Origin of the sequence: Pseudorhodobacter sp. W20_MBD10_FR17, assembly GCF_052119765.1 — a bacterium.
In the GTDB taxonomy this organism is placed as follows: domain Bacteria; phylum Pseudomonadota; class Alphaproteobacteria; order Rhodobacterales; family Rhodobacteraceae; genus Pseudorhodobacter.
Map to the genome: position 1 here is coordinate 96,245 of NZ_JBGQOQ010000006.1, position 14,512 is coordinate 110,756.

16 protein-coding genes are annotated in these 14,512 nt (G+C 55.8%); 6 read left to right on the top strand and 10 right to left on the bottom strand.

Annotated features, from left to right (window positions below; translation table 11 throughout):
• Nucleotides 1-54: 54 nt before the first annotated feature.
• Nucleotides 55-270: a DUF1127 domain-containing protein gene (locus ACEN2J_RS05890; RefSeq protein ID WP_442104059.1), complete on the bottom strand. Its 216-nt coding sequence runs from the start codon at nucleotides 268-270 to the stop codon at nucleotides 55-57.
• Nucleotides 271-357: 87 nt separating this feature from the next.
• On the opposite strand from ACEN2J_RS05890, the gene ACEN2J_RS05895 reads away from it, so the two are divergent.
• The 5 genes from ACEN2J_RS05895 to ACEN2J_RS05915 all read left to right on the top strand — a co-directional run bounded on the left by ACEN2J_RS05895 (nucleotide 358) and on the right by ACEN2J_RS05915 (nucleotide 5,016).
• The gene (locus tag ACEN2J_RS05895; RefSeq protein ID WP_442104061.1) at nucleotides 358-1,761 is read left to right on the top strand and encodes an aminotransferase-like domain-containing protein; all 1,404 of its coding nucleotides are present in this window, start codon (nucleotides 358-360) and stop codon (nucleotides 1,759-1,761) included.
• A gap of 108 nt (nucleotides 1,762-1,869) precedes the next feature.
• Nucleotides 1,870-2,130 carry a hypothetical protein gene (locus tag ACEN2J_RS05900; protein ID WP_442104062.1) on the top strand — a complete coding sequence of 87 codons (261 nt, stop codon included), beginning with the start codon at nucleotides 1,870-1,872 and terminating at the stop codon, nucleotides 2,128-2,130.
• A gap of 101 nt (nucleotides 2,131-2,231) precedes the next feature.
• On the top strand, nucleotides 2,232-3,119 hold the full coding sequence (locus tag ACEN2J_RS05905; RefSeq protein WP_442104063.1) for an ABC transporter permease: 888 nt from the start codon (nucleotides 2,232-2,234) through the stop codon (nucleotides 3,117-3,119).
• Nucleotides 3,119-3,925, top strand: a complete 807-nt coding sequence (locus tag ACEN2J_RS05910; RefSeq protein ID WP_442104064.1) for an ABC transporter permease — start codon at nucleotides 3,119-3,121, stop codon at nucleotides 3,923-3,925. The genes ACEN2J_RS05905 and ACEN2J_RS05910 overlap by 1 nt, the downstream gene beginning before the upstream one ends.
• 14 nt (nucleotides 3,926-3,939) lie before the next feature.
• Nucleotides 3,940-5,016 (top strand): ABC transporter ATP-binding protein, encoded by a 1,077-nt coding sequence (locus ACEN2J_RS05915; protein WP_442104163.1) that lies wholly within the window; start codon nucleotides 3,940-3,942, stop codon nucleotides 5,014-5,016.
• Between the two features lie 144 nt (nucleotides 5,017-5,160).
• Here the strand turns inward: ACEN2J_RS05915 and ACEN2J_RS05920 are convergent, their stop codons facing one another.
• The 5 genes from ACEN2J_RS05920 to ACEN2J_RS05940 are packed head-to-tail and all read right to left on the bottom strand — an operon-like array spanning nucleotide 5,161 to nucleotide 9,447.
• Nucleotides 5,161-5,778 carry a TetR/AcrR family transcriptional regulator gene (locus tag ACEN2J_RS05920; protein WP_442104066.1) on the bottom strand — a complete coding sequence of 206 codons (618 nt, stop codon included), beginning with the start codon at nucleotides 5,776-5,778 and terminating at the stop codon, nucleotides 5,161-5,163.
• Nucleotides 5,771-6,652 carry a polyphosphate kinase 2 gene (ppk2, locus tag ACEN2J_RS05925; RefSeq protein WP_442104068.1) on the bottom strand — a complete coding sequence of 294 codons (882 nt, stop codon included), beginning with the start codon at nucleotides 6,650-6,652 and terminating at the stop codon, nucleotides 5,771-5,773. The genes ACEN2J_RS05920 and ppk2 overlap by 8 nt, the downstream gene beginning before the upstream one ends.
• A gap of 57 nt (nucleotides 6,653-6,709) precedes the next feature.
• Complete coding sequence (locus tag ACEN2J_RS05930) at nucleotides 6,710-7,681, bottom strand: alpha/beta fold hydrolase (RefSeq protein WP_442104070.1); 972 nt, start codon at nucleotides 7,679-7,681, stop codon at nucleotides 6,710-6,712.
• A complete protein-coding gene (gene metA, locus ACEN2J_RS05935) occupies nucleotides 7,632-8,549 on the bottom strand; it encodes a homoserine O-acetyltransferase MetA (protein WP_442104072.1) in 918 nt (305 codons plus the stop codon). The genes ACEN2J_RS05930 and metA overlap by 50 nt, the downstream gene beginning before the upstream one ends.
• 28 nt (nucleotides 8,550-8,577) lie before the next feature.
• Nucleotides 8,578-9,447: an ATPase gene (locus tag ACEN2J_RS05940; protein WP_442104074.1), complete on the bottom strand. Its 870-nt coding sequence runs from the start codon at nucleotides 9,445-9,447 to the stop codon at nucleotides 8,578-8,580.
• Between the two features lie 123 nt (nucleotides 9,448-9,570).
• On the opposite strand from ACEN2J_RS05940, the gene ACEN2J_RS05945 reads away from it, so the two are divergent.
• Nucleotides 9,571-10,119 carry an NYN domain-containing protein gene (locus tag ACEN2J_RS05945; protein ID WP_442104075.1) on the top strand — a complete coding sequence of 183 codons (549 nt, stop codon included), beginning with the start codon at nucleotides 9,571-9,573 and terminating at the stop codon, nucleotides 10,117-10,119.
• A gap of 53 nt (nucleotides 10,120-10,172) precedes the next feature.
• On the opposite strand, the gene ACEN2J_RS05950 is transcribed toward ACEN2J_RS05945, so the two are convergent.
• The 4 genes from ACEN2J_RS05950 to ACEN2J_RS05965 form a co-directional block, all read right to left on the bottom strand.
• Nucleotides 10,173-11,336 carry an OmpP1/FadL family transporter gene (locus tag ACEN2J_RS05950; protein ID WP_442104077.1) on the bottom strand — a complete coding sequence of 388 codons (1,164 nt, stop codon included), beginning with the start codon at nucleotides 11,334-11,336 and terminating at the stop codon, nucleotides 10,173-10,175.
• 129 nt (nucleotides 11,337-11,465) lie between these two features.
• Nucleotides 11,466-12,344, bottom strand: coding sequence for a DMT family transporter (locus ACEN2J_RS05955; RefSeq protein ID WP_442104078.1), 879 nt, complete (start codon nucleotides 12,342-12,344; stop codon nucleotides 11,466-11,468).
• Between the two features lie 216 nt (nucleotides 12,345-12,560).
• On the bottom strand, nucleotides 12,561-13,541 hold the full coding sequence (locus ACEN2J_RS05960) for a methyltetrahydrofolate cobalamin methyltransferase (RefSeq protein ID WP_442104080.1): 981 nt from the start codon (nucleotides 13,539-13,541) through the stop codon (nucleotides 12,561-12,563).
• Nucleotides 13,542-13,556: 15 nt separating this feature from the next.
• Nucleotides 13,557-14,486: a methylenetetrahydrofolate reductase gene (locus ACEN2J_RS05965; protein WP_442104081.1), complete on the bottom strand. Its 930-nt coding sequence runs from the start codon at nucleotides 14,484-14,486 to the stop codon at nucleotides 13,557-13,559.
• Nucleotides 14,487-14,512: the final 26 nt, after the last annotated feature.

Sequence of the window (14,512 nt, forward strand, 5' to 3'; positions counted from 1 at the left end):
AAGGCCCACGAGTTGCGTGGGCCTTTGGGCAGTTTAACGGCGGGTTAGGCGGTTTTAGCTTTTCCAAAACGCCTTACTATATTCGATCTGCGCCGCGTCTGGCGTTAGGCCAATGTCTTTTAGGATATGCGTGTCCAGATGGCTTAGCGCGCGTCGGGTTTGGCGGCGCTGCTCCCATTTCAGAACGGTGACAGCCAGCGCAAACACGACGGTTGCCACAGGGGGCAGCGGGCGATGTGCGATCAACGTCTCGATATTCTGATAAGCCATGAGGAACCTCTTTTGTACGCATACAATCTGGATTGACTGTATGCGTACAATATTGCAAACTTACCAAAACAACGCCAGAGGTACTTTGTGACCAATACAAATTGGCTGCCAGACTTGACACAATACCCCGGCCCCAAATATTTGGCGCTGGTCCGCGCACTGCGCGAAGCGATCCGGTTGGGGGTTTTGCCGCCCGATAGCCAATTGCCAACGGTGCGCGAATTGGCGTGGCAAATAAAGGTCACCCCCGGCACAGTGTCGCGCGCTTACCAACTGGCCACGCAAGAGGGGCTTTTGGCGGCGACTGTCGGGCGCGGCACCTTTGTCGCCTCATCCACGCCGCGCTTTGGCCCCACGCAAAGCTTTTACGCCGAGCGCGAGCCTGCCTCTTTGACGGGGCGTATCGATATGCGATCCCCGCGCATGCCGGATGTGGGGCAAGGGGCTGCGTTCAATGCGGCTTTGGCAGATTTAAATGGGACAATCGCAACGGACTGGCTGGATTACCCCAGCCAGCGTGATGAGGAAACTTTGCGCGAAGGCATCGTTGATTGGTTGCAAGGGCGGGTGCTTGGGCCTGTATCAGCCGATGATATCGCGCTCAGTTACGGCGGGCAAAGCGCCATTAACCTTGTGCTACAATGCTGCCTGCGCGGTGACAGGCCGATGGTTCTGATCGAAGATCTTGCCTATGCGGGGTTTCGCCACGCGGCCCGCCTGTCGCGTGCGGAACTGTTGGCGATTGAGGTGGATGACGAAGGGATGCGCCCGGATGCGCTTGAGGCGGCGTGCCGAAAGCACAGCCCCCAAGTGCTGTGCGTCACCACCGAAGCGCAAAACCCGACAACCGTTCGGATGCCCGAACATCGACGTATCGAGATCGCGCAAATTGCAAAAACCTATGAAATTCAAATCATTGAGGACGATTGCTATTCTATCGCGCAAAGCAATGTGCCGTCTTTGCGGGCCTTGGCACCTGATCGTACATGGTATGTTGGCAGTTTTTCCAAAAGCATTTCGGCAGCGCTGCGGCTTGGATATGTGGTGTGCCCCAGTGGTATGGGGCAGGCTGGCCGCCTGACCGCACAGCACAGCTTTTTCGGGCTGGCGCGGCCTGTGTCTGATTTGTGTTCATCGCTGTTAGACAGTGGCGTCGCGCAACAGTTGCGCTTGGCGGTGCAGGCTGGTTTTTCAGACCGACTCGAAGGCGTGGTCAATGTTTTGGGCGCGTATGATCTGTCTTGGCAGCAAGGCTTGCCCTTTGTCTGGTTGCGGCTGCCCTCGGGGTGGCGCGCGTCGGTTTTTGCGCGCATGGCCGAAACCGAAGGTGTTTTGCTGCGGTCGGCTGACGAATTTGCGCTGATCCATGGGCGGGCACCAAATGCTGTGCGTCTTGCCCTGCCAGGCAACCATAGCAGGGGGCAGATCGAAGATGCCTGCCGCCGGTTGGCCCGACTTTTGGAAAGTCCGCCGTCCGAGCTTTCTGTGTAACGCTTGCATTTCAATCGCTTCTGCGTGACCTGCAATCAAATTGCTTGACCAAGCGGCGTAGAATGCGCCATGAGCGGTGTCAGAGCAGTTATAAAAAAGAGACCCAAAATGGGATATCAATCAGGTTTTCACGCCCCTAATGGGGGCGCGCATTTTCTTGGATTCCGCAAGGCACGCAATGGCAGTACCGAGGTCGTGTTTGACGATGGCGTAAGCCGCCGCATTATTTGGCGCGTGGCCAACCCGCAGGTAAATGAGGCGCATTTGTCAGACGCGCTGCGCAGTGCGGTTTTGGCGATAAAGGTCGTGCCGGCATTGATTTCAGAGGTGGCGAAACGGGCGATTGCGTTGGAACGCGTCGGCGCTTAACGGGCCTGTTGGCGCTTAGCCCGTCAAAAATACGCTCTTTTCAGACGCCAATTCCTGTGTAAGACATTGAGTTAAGCAATATGAAATGGGTGGGCGGCAAGATGAGCGCGGAATCGCGATGGAGCAAATGGCGCCAGACGGAGGGCGCGAACGGTCTGCTGATGGTCAGCCCGACGGCGATTTATGCGATTTTAATGCTGGCAGCGCCGCTTGGCACCATTCTTCTGTATAGCTTTCTAACCGATGGCTATTTGGAAATTATCCGGCAGTTTACAGTCGCCAACTATGTCGAGGCATGGACGAATGAGCTGTACCGCTCGGTTATGATCCGGTCTTTGGGCGTGGCAATGACGGTGACATTTGTGACCGTCATTTTGGCCTTTCCTGTGGCGTATTTCGTTAGTTTCCACGTGGAGACGTCGAAAAAATCGCTTTGGCTGTTCCTGATTACCATTCCGTTTTGGACCAGCTACCTGATCCGCGTGTTTTTGTGGAAGGTGATCTTAGGCTATAACGGCGTGGTGAACTCGGGGCTGTTAGGGCTTGGGATCATCGATCAACCGCTTGATTTCATTTTGTATAATGTAAACTCGGTCGTCATTACGCTGGCCCATGCCTACGCGCCCTTTGCCATTTTGCCGATTTTCGTAGCACTCGAAAAAATCGACCGCAGCCTACTAGAGGCGGGCCAAGATTTGGGCGAAAGCAAGTTCATGACCTTTCTGCGCGTCACACTGCCTTTGGCGATGCCGGGTGTGATTGCATCGGTTTTGATCGTGTTTATCCCGACCATCGGCGATTATGTGACCCCGCAACTGGTGGGCGGCCCCGAAGGCCGGATGGTCGCGAACCTGATCCAGCTGCAATACCTCAAGCTTGATAACTACCCGCTTGGCTCGGCTATTGCGGTGTCTGCGATGGGGATTGTGACCATCGTCAGCCTTGTGTTTGTTGGGCTTAATCGTCGTTATCTGAAAGGGCCGAAATAATGAAGGGTGGTTGGTTTAAAGTCTACGCCATTGGCTATTTGCTGTTCCTCTATGCGCCAATCATCATTCTGCCGATGTTTGCGTTCAACGATGCCACGGTTATTGCCTTTCCGCTGACCGGCTTTTCAACCCGTTGGTTTGCAGCGATGCTTGAACAGCCAACCCTGGGGATTGCGGTTAAAAACTCTTTGTTCATCGCGATTACGTCATCGATTTTGGCCACCACCTTGGGCATTTTTGCGGCCCGCGCCTCGACCCGTTACCGCTTTCCGATGAAGGCCGGGATCATGGGTTTGATCATGCTGCCGCTGGTGCTGCCGGAAATTATTGTCGCGGTATCGTTGCTGGTGGTGCTGCTGGGGATGGGCATGAACCTGTCGCTGTGGACGGTGATCTTGGGGCATGTGCTGATTTGCACGCCGTTTACCATCGCGATTCTCTCCTCGGCGTTTCAATCACTTGATCAAAGTTTAGAAGAAGCCGCCTATGATTTAGGCGAAAGCGCCGCATCGACATTTAGGCTGATTATTTTGCCGCTTGTCATGCCGGGGATTATTTCCAGCTTGCTGATCTCTTTCACCATCAGTCTGGATGAGTTTATCATCGCGTTTTTCCTTGCCGGAACTGAGCCGACTTTGCCGGTGTTCATCTTCTCGCAGTTCCGTTTTCCGCAGGCTGTGCCCGTGATTATGGCGCTGGGAACGGTGCTTGTGTGTCTGTCGATTGTCTTGCTAACCATTGCTGAATTTTTCCGTCGCCGCGGCATCGCGAAAGCGGGCGGAAAAGATACCGGAGGCTTCCTGTGACCGAAAAACCCACCATGATCGCGTTTCAGGACGTGCATAAATATTACGGCGATTACCACGCTTTGCGCGGGATCACCGCCGAAATTCGCGCGGGTGAGTTCTTCTCGCTGCTGGGGCCATCGGGCTGTGGCAAAACCACGCTGTTGCGCACGATTGCGGGGTTTGAGGGCATTTCCTCTGGTGCCGTCATGATCGATGGGCGCAATATGGCGGGCGTTCCGGCCAACCAGCGCCCGACGAATATGGTGTTCCAATCTTACGCAATTTTCCCGCATTTGACGGTTGCTGAAAACGTAGGCTTTGGCCTGCGCAAGGCAGGGCTTTCCAAGGCTGATCTGGCCGCGCGTGTTGGTGAAGCGTTGGAAATGGTGGGCCTGAAAGGCTATGGCGACCGCGCGGCGCATGCGCTTTCGGGTGGGCAGCGGCAGCGGGTGGCTTTGGCCCGTGCGCTGATTTTAAAGCCCAAGGTTTTGCTGCTGGATGAACCACTTTCGGCCTTGGATAAAAAAATGCGCGAGCAGATGCAGGTGGAATTGATCCGTCTGCAACGTCAGGTGGGCATTACGTTTATTCTGGTCACCCATGACCAAGAAGAGGCGCTGGTCATGTCAGACCGGATCGCTGTGATGTTTGAAGGTGAGATCGCGCAATTGGCCGATCCGGAAACCCTGTACCGCCGGCCAAATAGCCGGAAAGTGGCAGATTTTATCGGGACGATGAACTTTCTGCCGGCCCAGATTACCGCTGAGTCTGGCGGCAAGATCGAGGTCGAGGCGCAAGGCTTTGGCAAGCTGGTTTTGGATGCCGAGCAGGCGCCCGGTGCCGCCTCGGGCGAGGGCGCAAATGTGGGGTTCCGGCCCGAAACACTGACCATCCTGTTTGACGGCCAAACGGCGAGCGACCGCGAGAGTATGGCTGTGATCGAAGAGGTCGTCTATTACGGCGACATGACCTATTATGATGTGAAACTGGACGGCACAGATGCGGCAATCCGCATTTCCATGCGAAACGTCTTTGGCCGTCCTGTGCTGGAAATCGGTGATAAAACGCGGGTTGCTTGGTCGCCGGGGGCTTTGGTTCTGTTCCGCTAGGTCTGTCGCGCGCGGGGCATTTTTCGTTTTAAAACAAATGATAGTGCTGATCTGCAAAGCGAAATGTGGATGGGGTCCAGTGGCGGTTGGGGCGTAACGGACAGGATTTGCCGCGTTGCCCCAGACCGGTGAATAGCCTCGGACCTACCGATCCGGAGGCAGCAACCCCAGCCCGCGCAGATAAATTCCGATGCCGGTTTCCAGCAAATCTTCGGGTGGATAAGGGCTTTTGGCGCCGGGGGACCCACGGGCAAAAAGTTCAACCACGCCGTGGTTAAGCGCCCAGATATGCGCCGAAAACATCGAGGCGGGTGGGCGTTTATCCGGCGGCAGTTGCTTTGATAGCTGAACAGCGGCGCGCTCCATCACACTGCGGGCTTTGGCGGCAACGGTGGCAAGCTCGGGGTGGGCGGCCATTGACAGACCACTTTCAAACATCGCCTGATAATGCCCCGGATACTTGCGGGCAAAGGCAAGGTAGGCGCGGCCTGTCGCTTCAAACGCCTGCAAGGCGCTGGGTTTGCCCTCATTATAGGCAAATTCCATCAGCGCCGCGAAAATCTCATAGCCTTGGCGCGCGCCTTCTGCGATCAGCTCATCGCGGCCGGCAAAATGGCGATAGACTGCGGCAGGGGTGACGCCAGCCTCTTTCGCCGCCTCAGACAGGGTAAAGCCTTGCGGGCCTTTTTCGGTAATCAAGTCCAGCGCCGCCTCAACCAAGGCTTGGCGAAGGTTGCCGTGATGGTAGCCGCGTTTACTCATCCTGTGACGCGTGCAAAATGTCGGGTGCGCCACAAATGGCGGGGTCGGGCGTGCCGATTAGGTTTTCATCTTTGCCTGCGTAATCAACGGCATGCAGGACGGTTTGAATGGCAGCAATGCGGGCGCGTTTTTTATCATCCGACCGGATAACCGTCCACGGGGCGTGGTCTGTGTGGCTATGCGCCAGAGTTTCTGAAATGGCGGCCGAGTATTCATCCCATTTCTTCAGGCCTTCAACGTCAATCCAAGACAGTTTCCATTGCTTTAGCGGGTCTTCCTCACGCGCGATAAAGCGGCGCAATTGTTCGGCTTGGCCGACATTAAGCCAAAGCTTGACCAGTACAATGCCCTCATCCACCAGCATTTGTTCAAAGCTGGGAAGCTGGGTAAAGAAATGCGCGCGTTGTTCGGGGGTACAAAAGCCAAAAACATGCTCAACCACGCCGCGATTGTACCAAGACCTGTCAAACATCACCATTTCACCGGCGGCGGGCAGCCAATCAATGTAGCGTTGGAAATACCATTGTGTCGCCTCACGATCCGAGGGTTTGGATAGGGCGACGACAGATGCCACACGCGGATTCAGGTTTTCGCGGGTAGCCGCGATTGTGCCGCCTTTTCCGGCGGCATCGCGGCCTTCATAGACCACGACCACACGTTTACCGGTTTCCTTGATGTCGGCTTGCAGGCGTACGAGCTGGCGTTGCAGGCCTTCCATCGCGGCGTCATAATCTTTGCGCTTCAGTTCACGCTTGTAAGGGTATGATTTTGACAGAATGTCGTCTTTATCTGCCTTTTCCAAGGTCTTACGGATCGTCTTGGGCGCGCCTTCGGCTAGGAATTTGCTGATTGCGCCGTCAAAAGGCAGGTCCATAGCGGGCTCCTGTAGATGGGTTTGTCGCAGTATGGCGGGTTGTGCGCCTGCGTGCAATCAGCGGTTTGCCGCGCGGTGGATCGCGGCGACAATGGCGTCGGGGTTGGTGTGATGCGGCATATGGCCGATGCCTGCCAGCGTAGTCAAATGGGCGTTGGGCAGACGCTCGGACAGCGGTATCGCATGAATGTCGATCGGCACGGTGGTATCGGCGTCGCCGTGGATAATTTCAACCGGCAGGATCAGATTGGAATAGTTCGGCGCCATCAGTTGCAGGTGCGGCTTTAGGTTATTCACCTGCCGGCCGTTCACCATAAGCGCACGGCGGCGCAACGTAAGGCCCGCGCCGACATAATCTGCGTAGCCCGTTGGTGCGGTCTGCGGGGTGAAAATATTGTCCAGCGCGCTGTTGATTTGGCTTTGCGGGGCAAAAGCGGTGATCAGTGGCACAATTGTAGCGCCGCCAATGGGCGAAGAGGTGACATTATACCATAGGCCAAGATCGCCGGGAAAGGGCATCGTAGCCCCCGAGACGATGACAAGCGCCTTTGGCTGTGCCCGTAAGCCCCACGCCATCGCAACCGCGCCGCCATAGGAATGGCCCAAAACGATAGGATGGGGTGCGCCAAGCTGGTTTGCCGCAGCAATCAGCGCATCAGCTTGGGCCAAAGGGCTAAGGTCGGTGCCGGGCAGGCCGTCGGACCAGCCCATGCCGGGGCGGTCAAAGGTGATAACGCGGTAGTCGGATTTCAGGCGATCGACCAGATCAAAGGTGAAATCGCGGGTATTGCCCGAGGCACCGTGGATCAGCACAAGGTCTGGGCCCTCACCTTGAACATCTGCATGAATGCGCGCGCCGTTGACCGTTAGGAACTGGCCTGTCGCGGGATATGCGGCCTCGGCCTGCTCTTCACGCGCGACGGCCCGCTTGTCGACCAAGACAGCGCAACCGCCGAGGGCGAAGGTGGAAAGGATGAGGCTAGCGACCAATTTGTTCAATATCATATGGGGTTGACTGGTAAATTTCATTTATCCAGTTACCATATAGAAGGTGCGCGTGGCTTCTCCACCTGTTCAACGGTTTCATCGCGGGATTGTCATCTGGGTAGTAGTTTTGCGGCACGTTGATCGGGGTGCCTGCCGCGATATCGCGGTCATATTCCTGCTTGAGCGTGTCACTGTCATATTCGAAATGGTTAAAGATATAGAGCGCTCGGTGGGCGGCATCTTCAACCAAGCACGGGCCAGATTGGTCCGAGCCGAGCAGGGTGCGTAGGCCGGGGGCTGCGTCAATCTCGGCCTGTTTCATTTCGGTCCAACGCGACACGGGGATCACGCAATCATCTGAAAACCCACGCAAATAGGGCGATGCGGGCGCAAGGTTGGTGTGGCGGAAACAGCCGAAGGCTTTGGCGGGCAAGATGTGCTTTTTCACACCGTGAAAATGGTTAATCATCGCCATCCCACCCCAGCATACGCCAAAGGTAGATTGGACGTTGGTTTGCGTCCAGTTCATCACTTCAACCAGCTCATCCCAATAGGTGACGTCTTGAAACGGCAAATGTTCAATCGGTGCGCCGGTGATGATGAGGCCGTCAAATTTTTCATCGCGTACCTCTTGGAAGGGGCGGTAAAAGGCCTCCATATGCTCGGCTGCGGTGTTTTTGGTTTGGTGTTCCGACATGCGGATTAACGACAAGTCAATCTGCAATGGCGTCGCACCGATCAGGCGGGCAAACTGGTTCTCGGTCTGTATTTTCTTGGGCATCAGGTTCAAGAGCGCGATTTTCAGCGGGCGGATGTCTTGGTGGCTGGCGCGGTCGGGTGAAATCACCATCACGCCTTCCTTTGACAAAACGTCAAAAGCGGGCAGATCTTCGGGCAAGGTGATGGGCATAATTTAGGCTCCGGTATTCGGATGAGATTTAGGCGGTCGCTTGGCGGCGATCAAGGGCGGTGGCGATCAACGTTATGTAATCGTCGGGCGATTTCACCTGCGCCACCTCATCGGCGGTGACGGTGACGCCCCATTTTGCCATGGCGGCATAGCGCGGGCGGCGATGGTCAAGCAGGCGGGCATAACCATAGCGCAAAAAGGCGTCAGGGTTCACTTCCGCCTCGGTCAGGGATTGTTCCGTCAGATAGTCATTCCAGACTTGAAGCAGGAATTCCGGCTGATAATACATAGGCTTAGGTGCGCGATCAAAGCGGCGGATCAGGGCATCGCGATGCGCGTCCGAGCCTTGGATCCAGACCAGCAGCAGGTTGCGCGACAGGGCGGTCAAAATCGGGTCGGCGGGGTCATCGGCATTGACCACCTCGCAGATAGAGCCGCCGCTGTCGCACACGAAATTGTCATAGCCATACAGGCTGGCGGCGCGGGTTATGAAACGCTCGGTATCCATTAACGCGGCTTTTTCGGCAGCCTCATGCTGGGTTTGGCGGGCACAATATTCGGCAAAGGCCACGCCGCCAAGGTCGGGGTTGCCGGGTTTGCCAAGGTAGGTGGACAAGGGCGCGAGGTTTTCAAAGGTGATATTCGACGCGATATAAACGCTGTCTGTTAACAACAGCTCACGCAAAAGCGGGATTTTCATCGCCTCACGTTTGAAATTATCTGCAATATATTCGCCCATATAGCGGGTGCCAATGCGGTAATCGACCGAATAATGAAACCACCCAGCATCATCACGCAACATATTGGAAAGATAAGTTTTTCCAAGGCCAGACATGCCAAAGAGCAAGGTTTTTTTGGCCGGTTCTGCCAGCCAGTCTTTGGATGAAGTATAGAGCATCTGGGCCTCCGCTGGGTGTTGGTGCCATGTGATAGCGCGGCTGTGCGCCAAGTTCACGCGAAAACTGCGGCGTGGCGTGCAACTGTGCTTGGCAAGGCGCTTTTTGGCGGCTAGATTTTCGGTATGATTTTACCTGTCGTTTTGTTTGTGTCTTCAGTTCTGGCGATGGCTGCGACATGGGCCATGCCGGATGTGTTTTTGCTGGCAGTGCTGTGTGCGGTTGCCAGCGCGATTGTGTTGCTGCGGGCGTGGCGGGCACGCGAAAAGCCTGCGAACTGGATCGTCGTTGACGGGTCTAATGTCATGTATTGGAACGGCGGCGTGCCAAAGCTGGAAACGGTTATCACGGTGTTGGATCGGCTCAGGGCCTTGGGCTTTGCACCCGGAGTGATGTTTGACGCGAATGCAGGGTATTTGCTGGAAGGGCGGCATCGCGATGATGCAGCGTTTGCGCGCGGTCTGGGGATGCCGACAAGCCGGGTTTTGGTGATGCACAAAGGGGTACAGGCCGATGGGTACATTCTGAAATCAGCGCGGGATTTGGGGGCACGGATTGTGACAAATGACCGCTTTCGCGATTGGGCCAGTGAATACCCCGAGGTGTCAAACCGCGGGCATTTGGTACAAGGCGGGTATCAGAGCGGCAAGCTGTGGTTGGATTTGGGTCATTGATATGAAAAAGCCCCGCAGGTTTTGCGGGGCTTTGGGTTTTTAATCCGTGCAGCTTAGAAGCTGTAGCCAATCTTAACACCGACGCCGACGGCGTGGTTTTTGGTGAAGCTGGAGGCGGTGTTTGCTGCAGTCGGCTCCGTGTCTTTCGTCAGCGTAGTCAGAGCATCGCCGATTTTGATGTAGGAAACGCCGCCCGTGATTTTCATGTTGTCACGAGTGTAAACGGCGGCCAGAGTTAGGCTTTTCTTGCCATCGGTCGGGCCAAGGTTTGCCGAAAAGCCCCCATCCGCTTTTTCATAGCCTGCAGACGCCGAGACCGCCCAATTGTCGTTCAACTTGCGGCCAACGCCCAAGGAATAGGTGATGGTATCATTAGGGTAAGATACGAGAGGAGCACCTGCTAGTAGGGAATTTCCGTAAACCGCAGGTGCGATCTTGAAATTGGACCAATCAACCCAGCGGATCGAGCCGAAAAGCAGCGTGTCTTTGGCAACGCCTGATTGGAATTCCAAGTTTAGAGATTGAGGTGTGTCAACTTCGGTTGTGCTAGAGGCGTCGGCTCCGACCGAAAGTACCGAGCTTTCAGTAACCGAGAACTTATGCTTTACTTTGGAGCTGTAAATTAGCGCGACCCGCAGCGCGATTTCAGGCTTTTCATACGCAGCACCAATCACGTAGCCGACGCCCGCGTCTCGGCTGGCCTCGCCTTTATACGGAATGCCCGATGTGCCACCGAGGAATGGAACCTTAGCTTTAGCAGACATAGTCTGGTATTTCATGCCGCCATAGACGGAAAGGTTGGTTGCTGTCCTGTATTTCAGCAGGCCTGTCATGGCCATCGTGCTGATCGAGGCGGTAGAGCCGCGCGCAAAATAGGTGGTCCCCGCAGGGTAGTTGACATCCGCGCCGAACGGCTGGTCGACGATCAGAGCAGCCGAAATACGGTCGTTGAATTGATATTTTAGGCCACCACTGATTTGGTTGTAATTGCCCGCCATATCACCCGAAGCTTGCAGCGGTGTCGGCGTTGCCAAGGAAACCGCGGTGCCTGCACCAACACCGGAAACGCTTGGCGATACACGGCTAAAGGAAAATTCGAAGTAATTGCCTTTTTCGAATAGAATGCTGGTGGATTGCCCCGAACGATCAATGCCACCCGCGTGGGCTGCACCTGCGCCAAGTGCAACTGCCCCCAGAGTTGTCAGAATTTTTTTCATCGTAGTCCCCTCCTAACTTGTCCTTGAGCGTCTAAATACTTATGTCCCAAGATCAGCGTTAGTGAGGTCCTCCCAAGCGGTCAATTTGTTACGCCGCGTTACTAATTTTGGCGGGCGATGCTGTTGCATCTATGCCCGATTTGCAGCGACCTTGCTGGCCCAAAGGTTAACGCTGATGCCGATCAGGATCATTGCCGCACCGATAATAAGGGCAGGGTCAAGGCCTTCATCATACAGAACCCAACCCAGAGTGAATGCCACGGGCAGACGAAGGAAGTCGACGGGCACAACAACACTGGCCGGGGCAAGTGACAGTGCAGTGGTCAGGCAGAAATGAGCGGTGAGGCCGCAAAGCCCGATGAGCACCAGCCAAGGCAGAGATTGCGCTGTCGGCAAGGCAATGTCACCATCATAGCCCGCCATGATCAGGCCCATGATCAGCTGCATGCCTGTTAACCAGAACATGATGGAGACCGTGGATTCGTGGCGGGTCAGCGATTTTGTCGCAAGATTGGTCGCGGCAAAACAGACGGCTGCAAGGGCAGCGGCGGCTATTCCGGGGTCGTAGGCTGAAAAATCGGGCTTTGCGACAAAGAGGGTGCCAGCAAAGCCGAAACCTGCGGCGATAAGCTTGGGGCGGGTCAGGGTCTCGCCCAGAAAGATCGGGGCGAGGAGGATGACCCAGATCGGCGAGGTGAACTCTAACGCGAAAACCTGACCAAGGGGGATCATGGTTAGGGCCCAGAACCATAGGTTTTGCCCAGTGAAATGCGCCGCGTTGCGCAGGGCGTGTCGGTGCAGACGGCTGGTTTTCACCTCATGCAGGCGGCCGGTGGTGACGGTCACCGTCACAACAATGACAAAGCCTATGAGAGACCGCCATGTCATGATTTCAAAAGTGTCATGCAGGCCAGAGACTTCGCGCCCTGCAACGGCCATGACCGAGAAAGCTGCGATAGAGCCGATCATCCAAAATGCGGCGGCGAGGGGGTGGTTACGTTCCGTCATGCGCTGTTGATGGCTGGGGCGGTTGTATTTGTCCAGAGCTTACGAATTTTTGGCGAAAATTCTGATTTTTCGTCGAAAAATGGCAAGCGCGAAAACGTGGTGACGCTTAGTAGAGGCGGCGAAAAGCTGGGCCAGCCAGTGATCTGCATATGATTATTGTACAGTTTCCATGGGCCAAATATTGCTGGCCCATGGTTAAATAATGCCTAATAAGCCTTAGCCGCGACGCCCGCCGCGACGCCCGCCACGACCACCGGCAGCCCCGATAGAGGCAGAGGCTTCGGCAAAGCTCATCCCGCCTTCAACCGCCTCAATCACCTTGGCAAAGCGGATCCACTCTCCGCCATTGGCATCGTGGTTCATCAAGAAGTTGGCGGCGCGAATGGCCTCCATTTCTTGCAAACGCACGGGGTTCATGATGGCAGAGGTCATGCCGGCGCCAATGGCCATGGGCAGGAATGCGCCATTGATACCGTGGCGCTGGGGCAGCCCGAACGAGATGTTCGACGCACCGCACGTGGTGTTTACGCCCAATTCTTCACGCAAACGGCGCACGAGGGTAAAGACTTGTTGGCCAGCAGACCCCATCGCACCCACGGGCATAACCAGCGGATCAACCACGATGTCACAGGCGGGAATGCCAAAATCGGCGGCGCGCTCGACAATCTTTTTGGCAACAGCAAAGCGGACATCGGGGTCTTCGGAAATGCCGGTATCGTCGTTGGAAATCGCCACCACCGGCACGTTGTATTTTTTAACCAGCGGCAGCACCAGCTCCATGCGATCTTCCTCACCTGTGACCGAGTTCAGGAGTGGGCGACCCTCGGCGGCTTTCAGGCCCGCTTCAAGCGCGCCGGGAACCGAGCTGTCGATGCACAAAGGCGTGTCGGTGATGGCTTGGATGCGCATGATCAATTCATGCATCAGCGGTGGCTCGACAAAGTTATTGTCGGCATAGCGCGGATCTTCGGCCATTTTATTGGTGAAAACCGCGCCAGAGTTGACGTCTAGGATCGAAGCACCGCAGGCCACCTGCTCCAATGCGTCACGCAGAACGGTCTCAAAATTGCCAGCCTCAAGCTCGGCCGCCAGCTTTTTACGGCCTGTGGGGTTGATGCGTTCGCCGATAACACAAAAGGGTTCGTCAAAACCGATGATTACCGTTTTTGTTTTAGATTCAATGACAGTACGGGTCATAGTTAAACTAATTCCTTAAGATTGAGAGGCAGGGATGGCAGCGTTTCCGCCGTTTTCAATAGCCCAGTTGGCATTGGTTTTGATACCGCCAAGCGGGAAGAAATGCACGGACTGAATGCCGAAATCTGGGTGCTTGGCTTTGTGGGCGGCAAGTTCGGTTACAAAATCCGTCGGCTCATAGGGTAACAACAGCTTTGTCACATCCATCGCGCGTTTTTGCAGCACGCGCAACGACGGGCCAACACCGCAAGCAATGGCGAATTTAATCAGAGTTTGCAGCTTGGCGGGGCCAGCTACACCGATATGGATCGGGATATTGATGCCTTCAGATGCAAGGCGGTCAGCCCATTTAATCACTGGCCCGGATTCAAAGCAAAACTGGGTGGCGAGCGCCATTTTGGCATCCGAGCGCTCGGAAAACGCTTGTTTCCACTTTAGCGCCTCCATCACCAGCTTATCGCCGCCATCACGGTCAATATCACGGTTGCCTTCGGGGTGCCCTGCGATGTGTAGGCGGTCAAACCCGTCGAAAAGGCCCGTTTCCATCAGCTGCATCGAGTTGTCAAAGTCACCGTGCGGGGTGGCCACGCCACCGCCAAGCAAGAGCGCTTGTTTAACATCCGCCTCACCTTGGTATTGGGCGATCCAATCGGCAAGGGTGGCGCGGTCTTTGATGATGCGGGCCGGGAAATGTGGCATAACATCAAAGCCTTCGCCGTTTAGGCGCTTGGCGGTGGCGACCATTTCCTCGATCGGAGTGCCTTCAATATGGGCAACATAAACGCGGGTGCGCTGTGGCAAGAGATCGCGGAAGTTTTCGACCTTTTCGGCGGTGCGCGGCATCACCTCAATCGAGTAATCTTGCAAAAACGACGCAAGCTGGGGGGCGGTTGCCGTCGCAGGGTTGGCCGGCGCCGAGGCGCGTTTGAAATTGAAAAGAGCCACTACGTTCTCCCACAGTTTGTTAGTTA

Excerpts from the sequence above, each read along its gene's own strand:
- ACEN2J_RS05890 (WP_442104059.1), bottom strand. The coding sequence starts at position 270 with ATGGCTTATCAGAATATCGAGACGTTGATCGCACATCGCCCGCTGCCC.
- ACEN2J_RS05900 (WP_442104062.1), top strand. The coding sequence starts at position 1,870 with ATGGGATATCAATCAGGTTTTCACGCCCCTAATGGGGGCGCGCATTTT.
- ACEN2J_RS05905 (WP_442104063.1), top strand. The coding sequence starts at position 2,232 with ATGAGCGCGGAATCGCGATGGAGCAAATGGCGCCAGACGGAGGGCGCG.
- ACEN2J_RS05910 (WP_442104064.1), top strand. The coding sequence starts at position 3,119 with ATGAAGGGTGGTTGGTTTAAAGTCTACGCCATTGGCTATTTGCTGTTC.
- ACEN2J_RS05915 (WP_442104163.1), top strand. The coding sequence starts at position 3,940 with ATGATCGCGTTTCAGGACGTGCATAAATATTACGGCGATTACCACGCT.
- ACEN2J_RS05920 (WP_442104066.1), bottom strand. The coding sequence starts at position 5,778 with ATGAGTAAACGCGGCTACCATCACGGCAACCTTCGCCAAGCCTTGGTT.
- ppk2 (WP_442104068.1), bottom strand. The coding sequence starts at position 6,652 with ATGGACCTGCCTTTTGACGGCGCAATCAGCAAATTCCTAGCCGAAGGC.
- ACEN2J_RS05930 (WP_442104070.1), bottom strand. The coding sequence starts at position 7,681 with ATGAAATTTACCAGTCAACCCCATATGATATTGAACAAATTGGTCGCT.
- metA (WP_442104072.1), bottom strand. The coding sequence starts at position 8,549 with ATGCCCATCACCTTGCCCGAAGATCTGCCCGCTTTTGACGTTTTGTCA.
- ACEN2J_RS05940 (WP_442104074.1), bottom strand. The coding sequence starts at position 9,447 with ATGCTCTATACTTCATCCAAAGACTGGCTGGCAGAACCGGCCAAAAAA.
- ACEN2J_RS05945 (WP_442104075.1), top strand. The coding sequence starts at position 9,571 with ATGATTTTACCTGTCGTTTTGTTTGTGTCTTCAGTTCTGGCGATGGCT.
- ACEN2J_RS05950 (WP_442104077.1), bottom strand. The coding sequence starts at position 11,336 with ATGAAAAAAATTCTGACAACTCTGGGGGCAGTTGCACTTGGCGCAGGT.
- ACEN2J_RS05955 (WP_442104078.1), bottom strand. The coding sequence starts at position 12,344 with ATGACGGAACGTAACCACCCCCTCGCCGCCGCATTTTGGATGATCGGC.
- ACEN2J_RS05960 (WP_442104080.1), bottom strand. The coding sequence starts at position 13,541 with ATGACCCGTACTGTCATTGAATCTAAAACAAAAACGGTAATCATCGGT.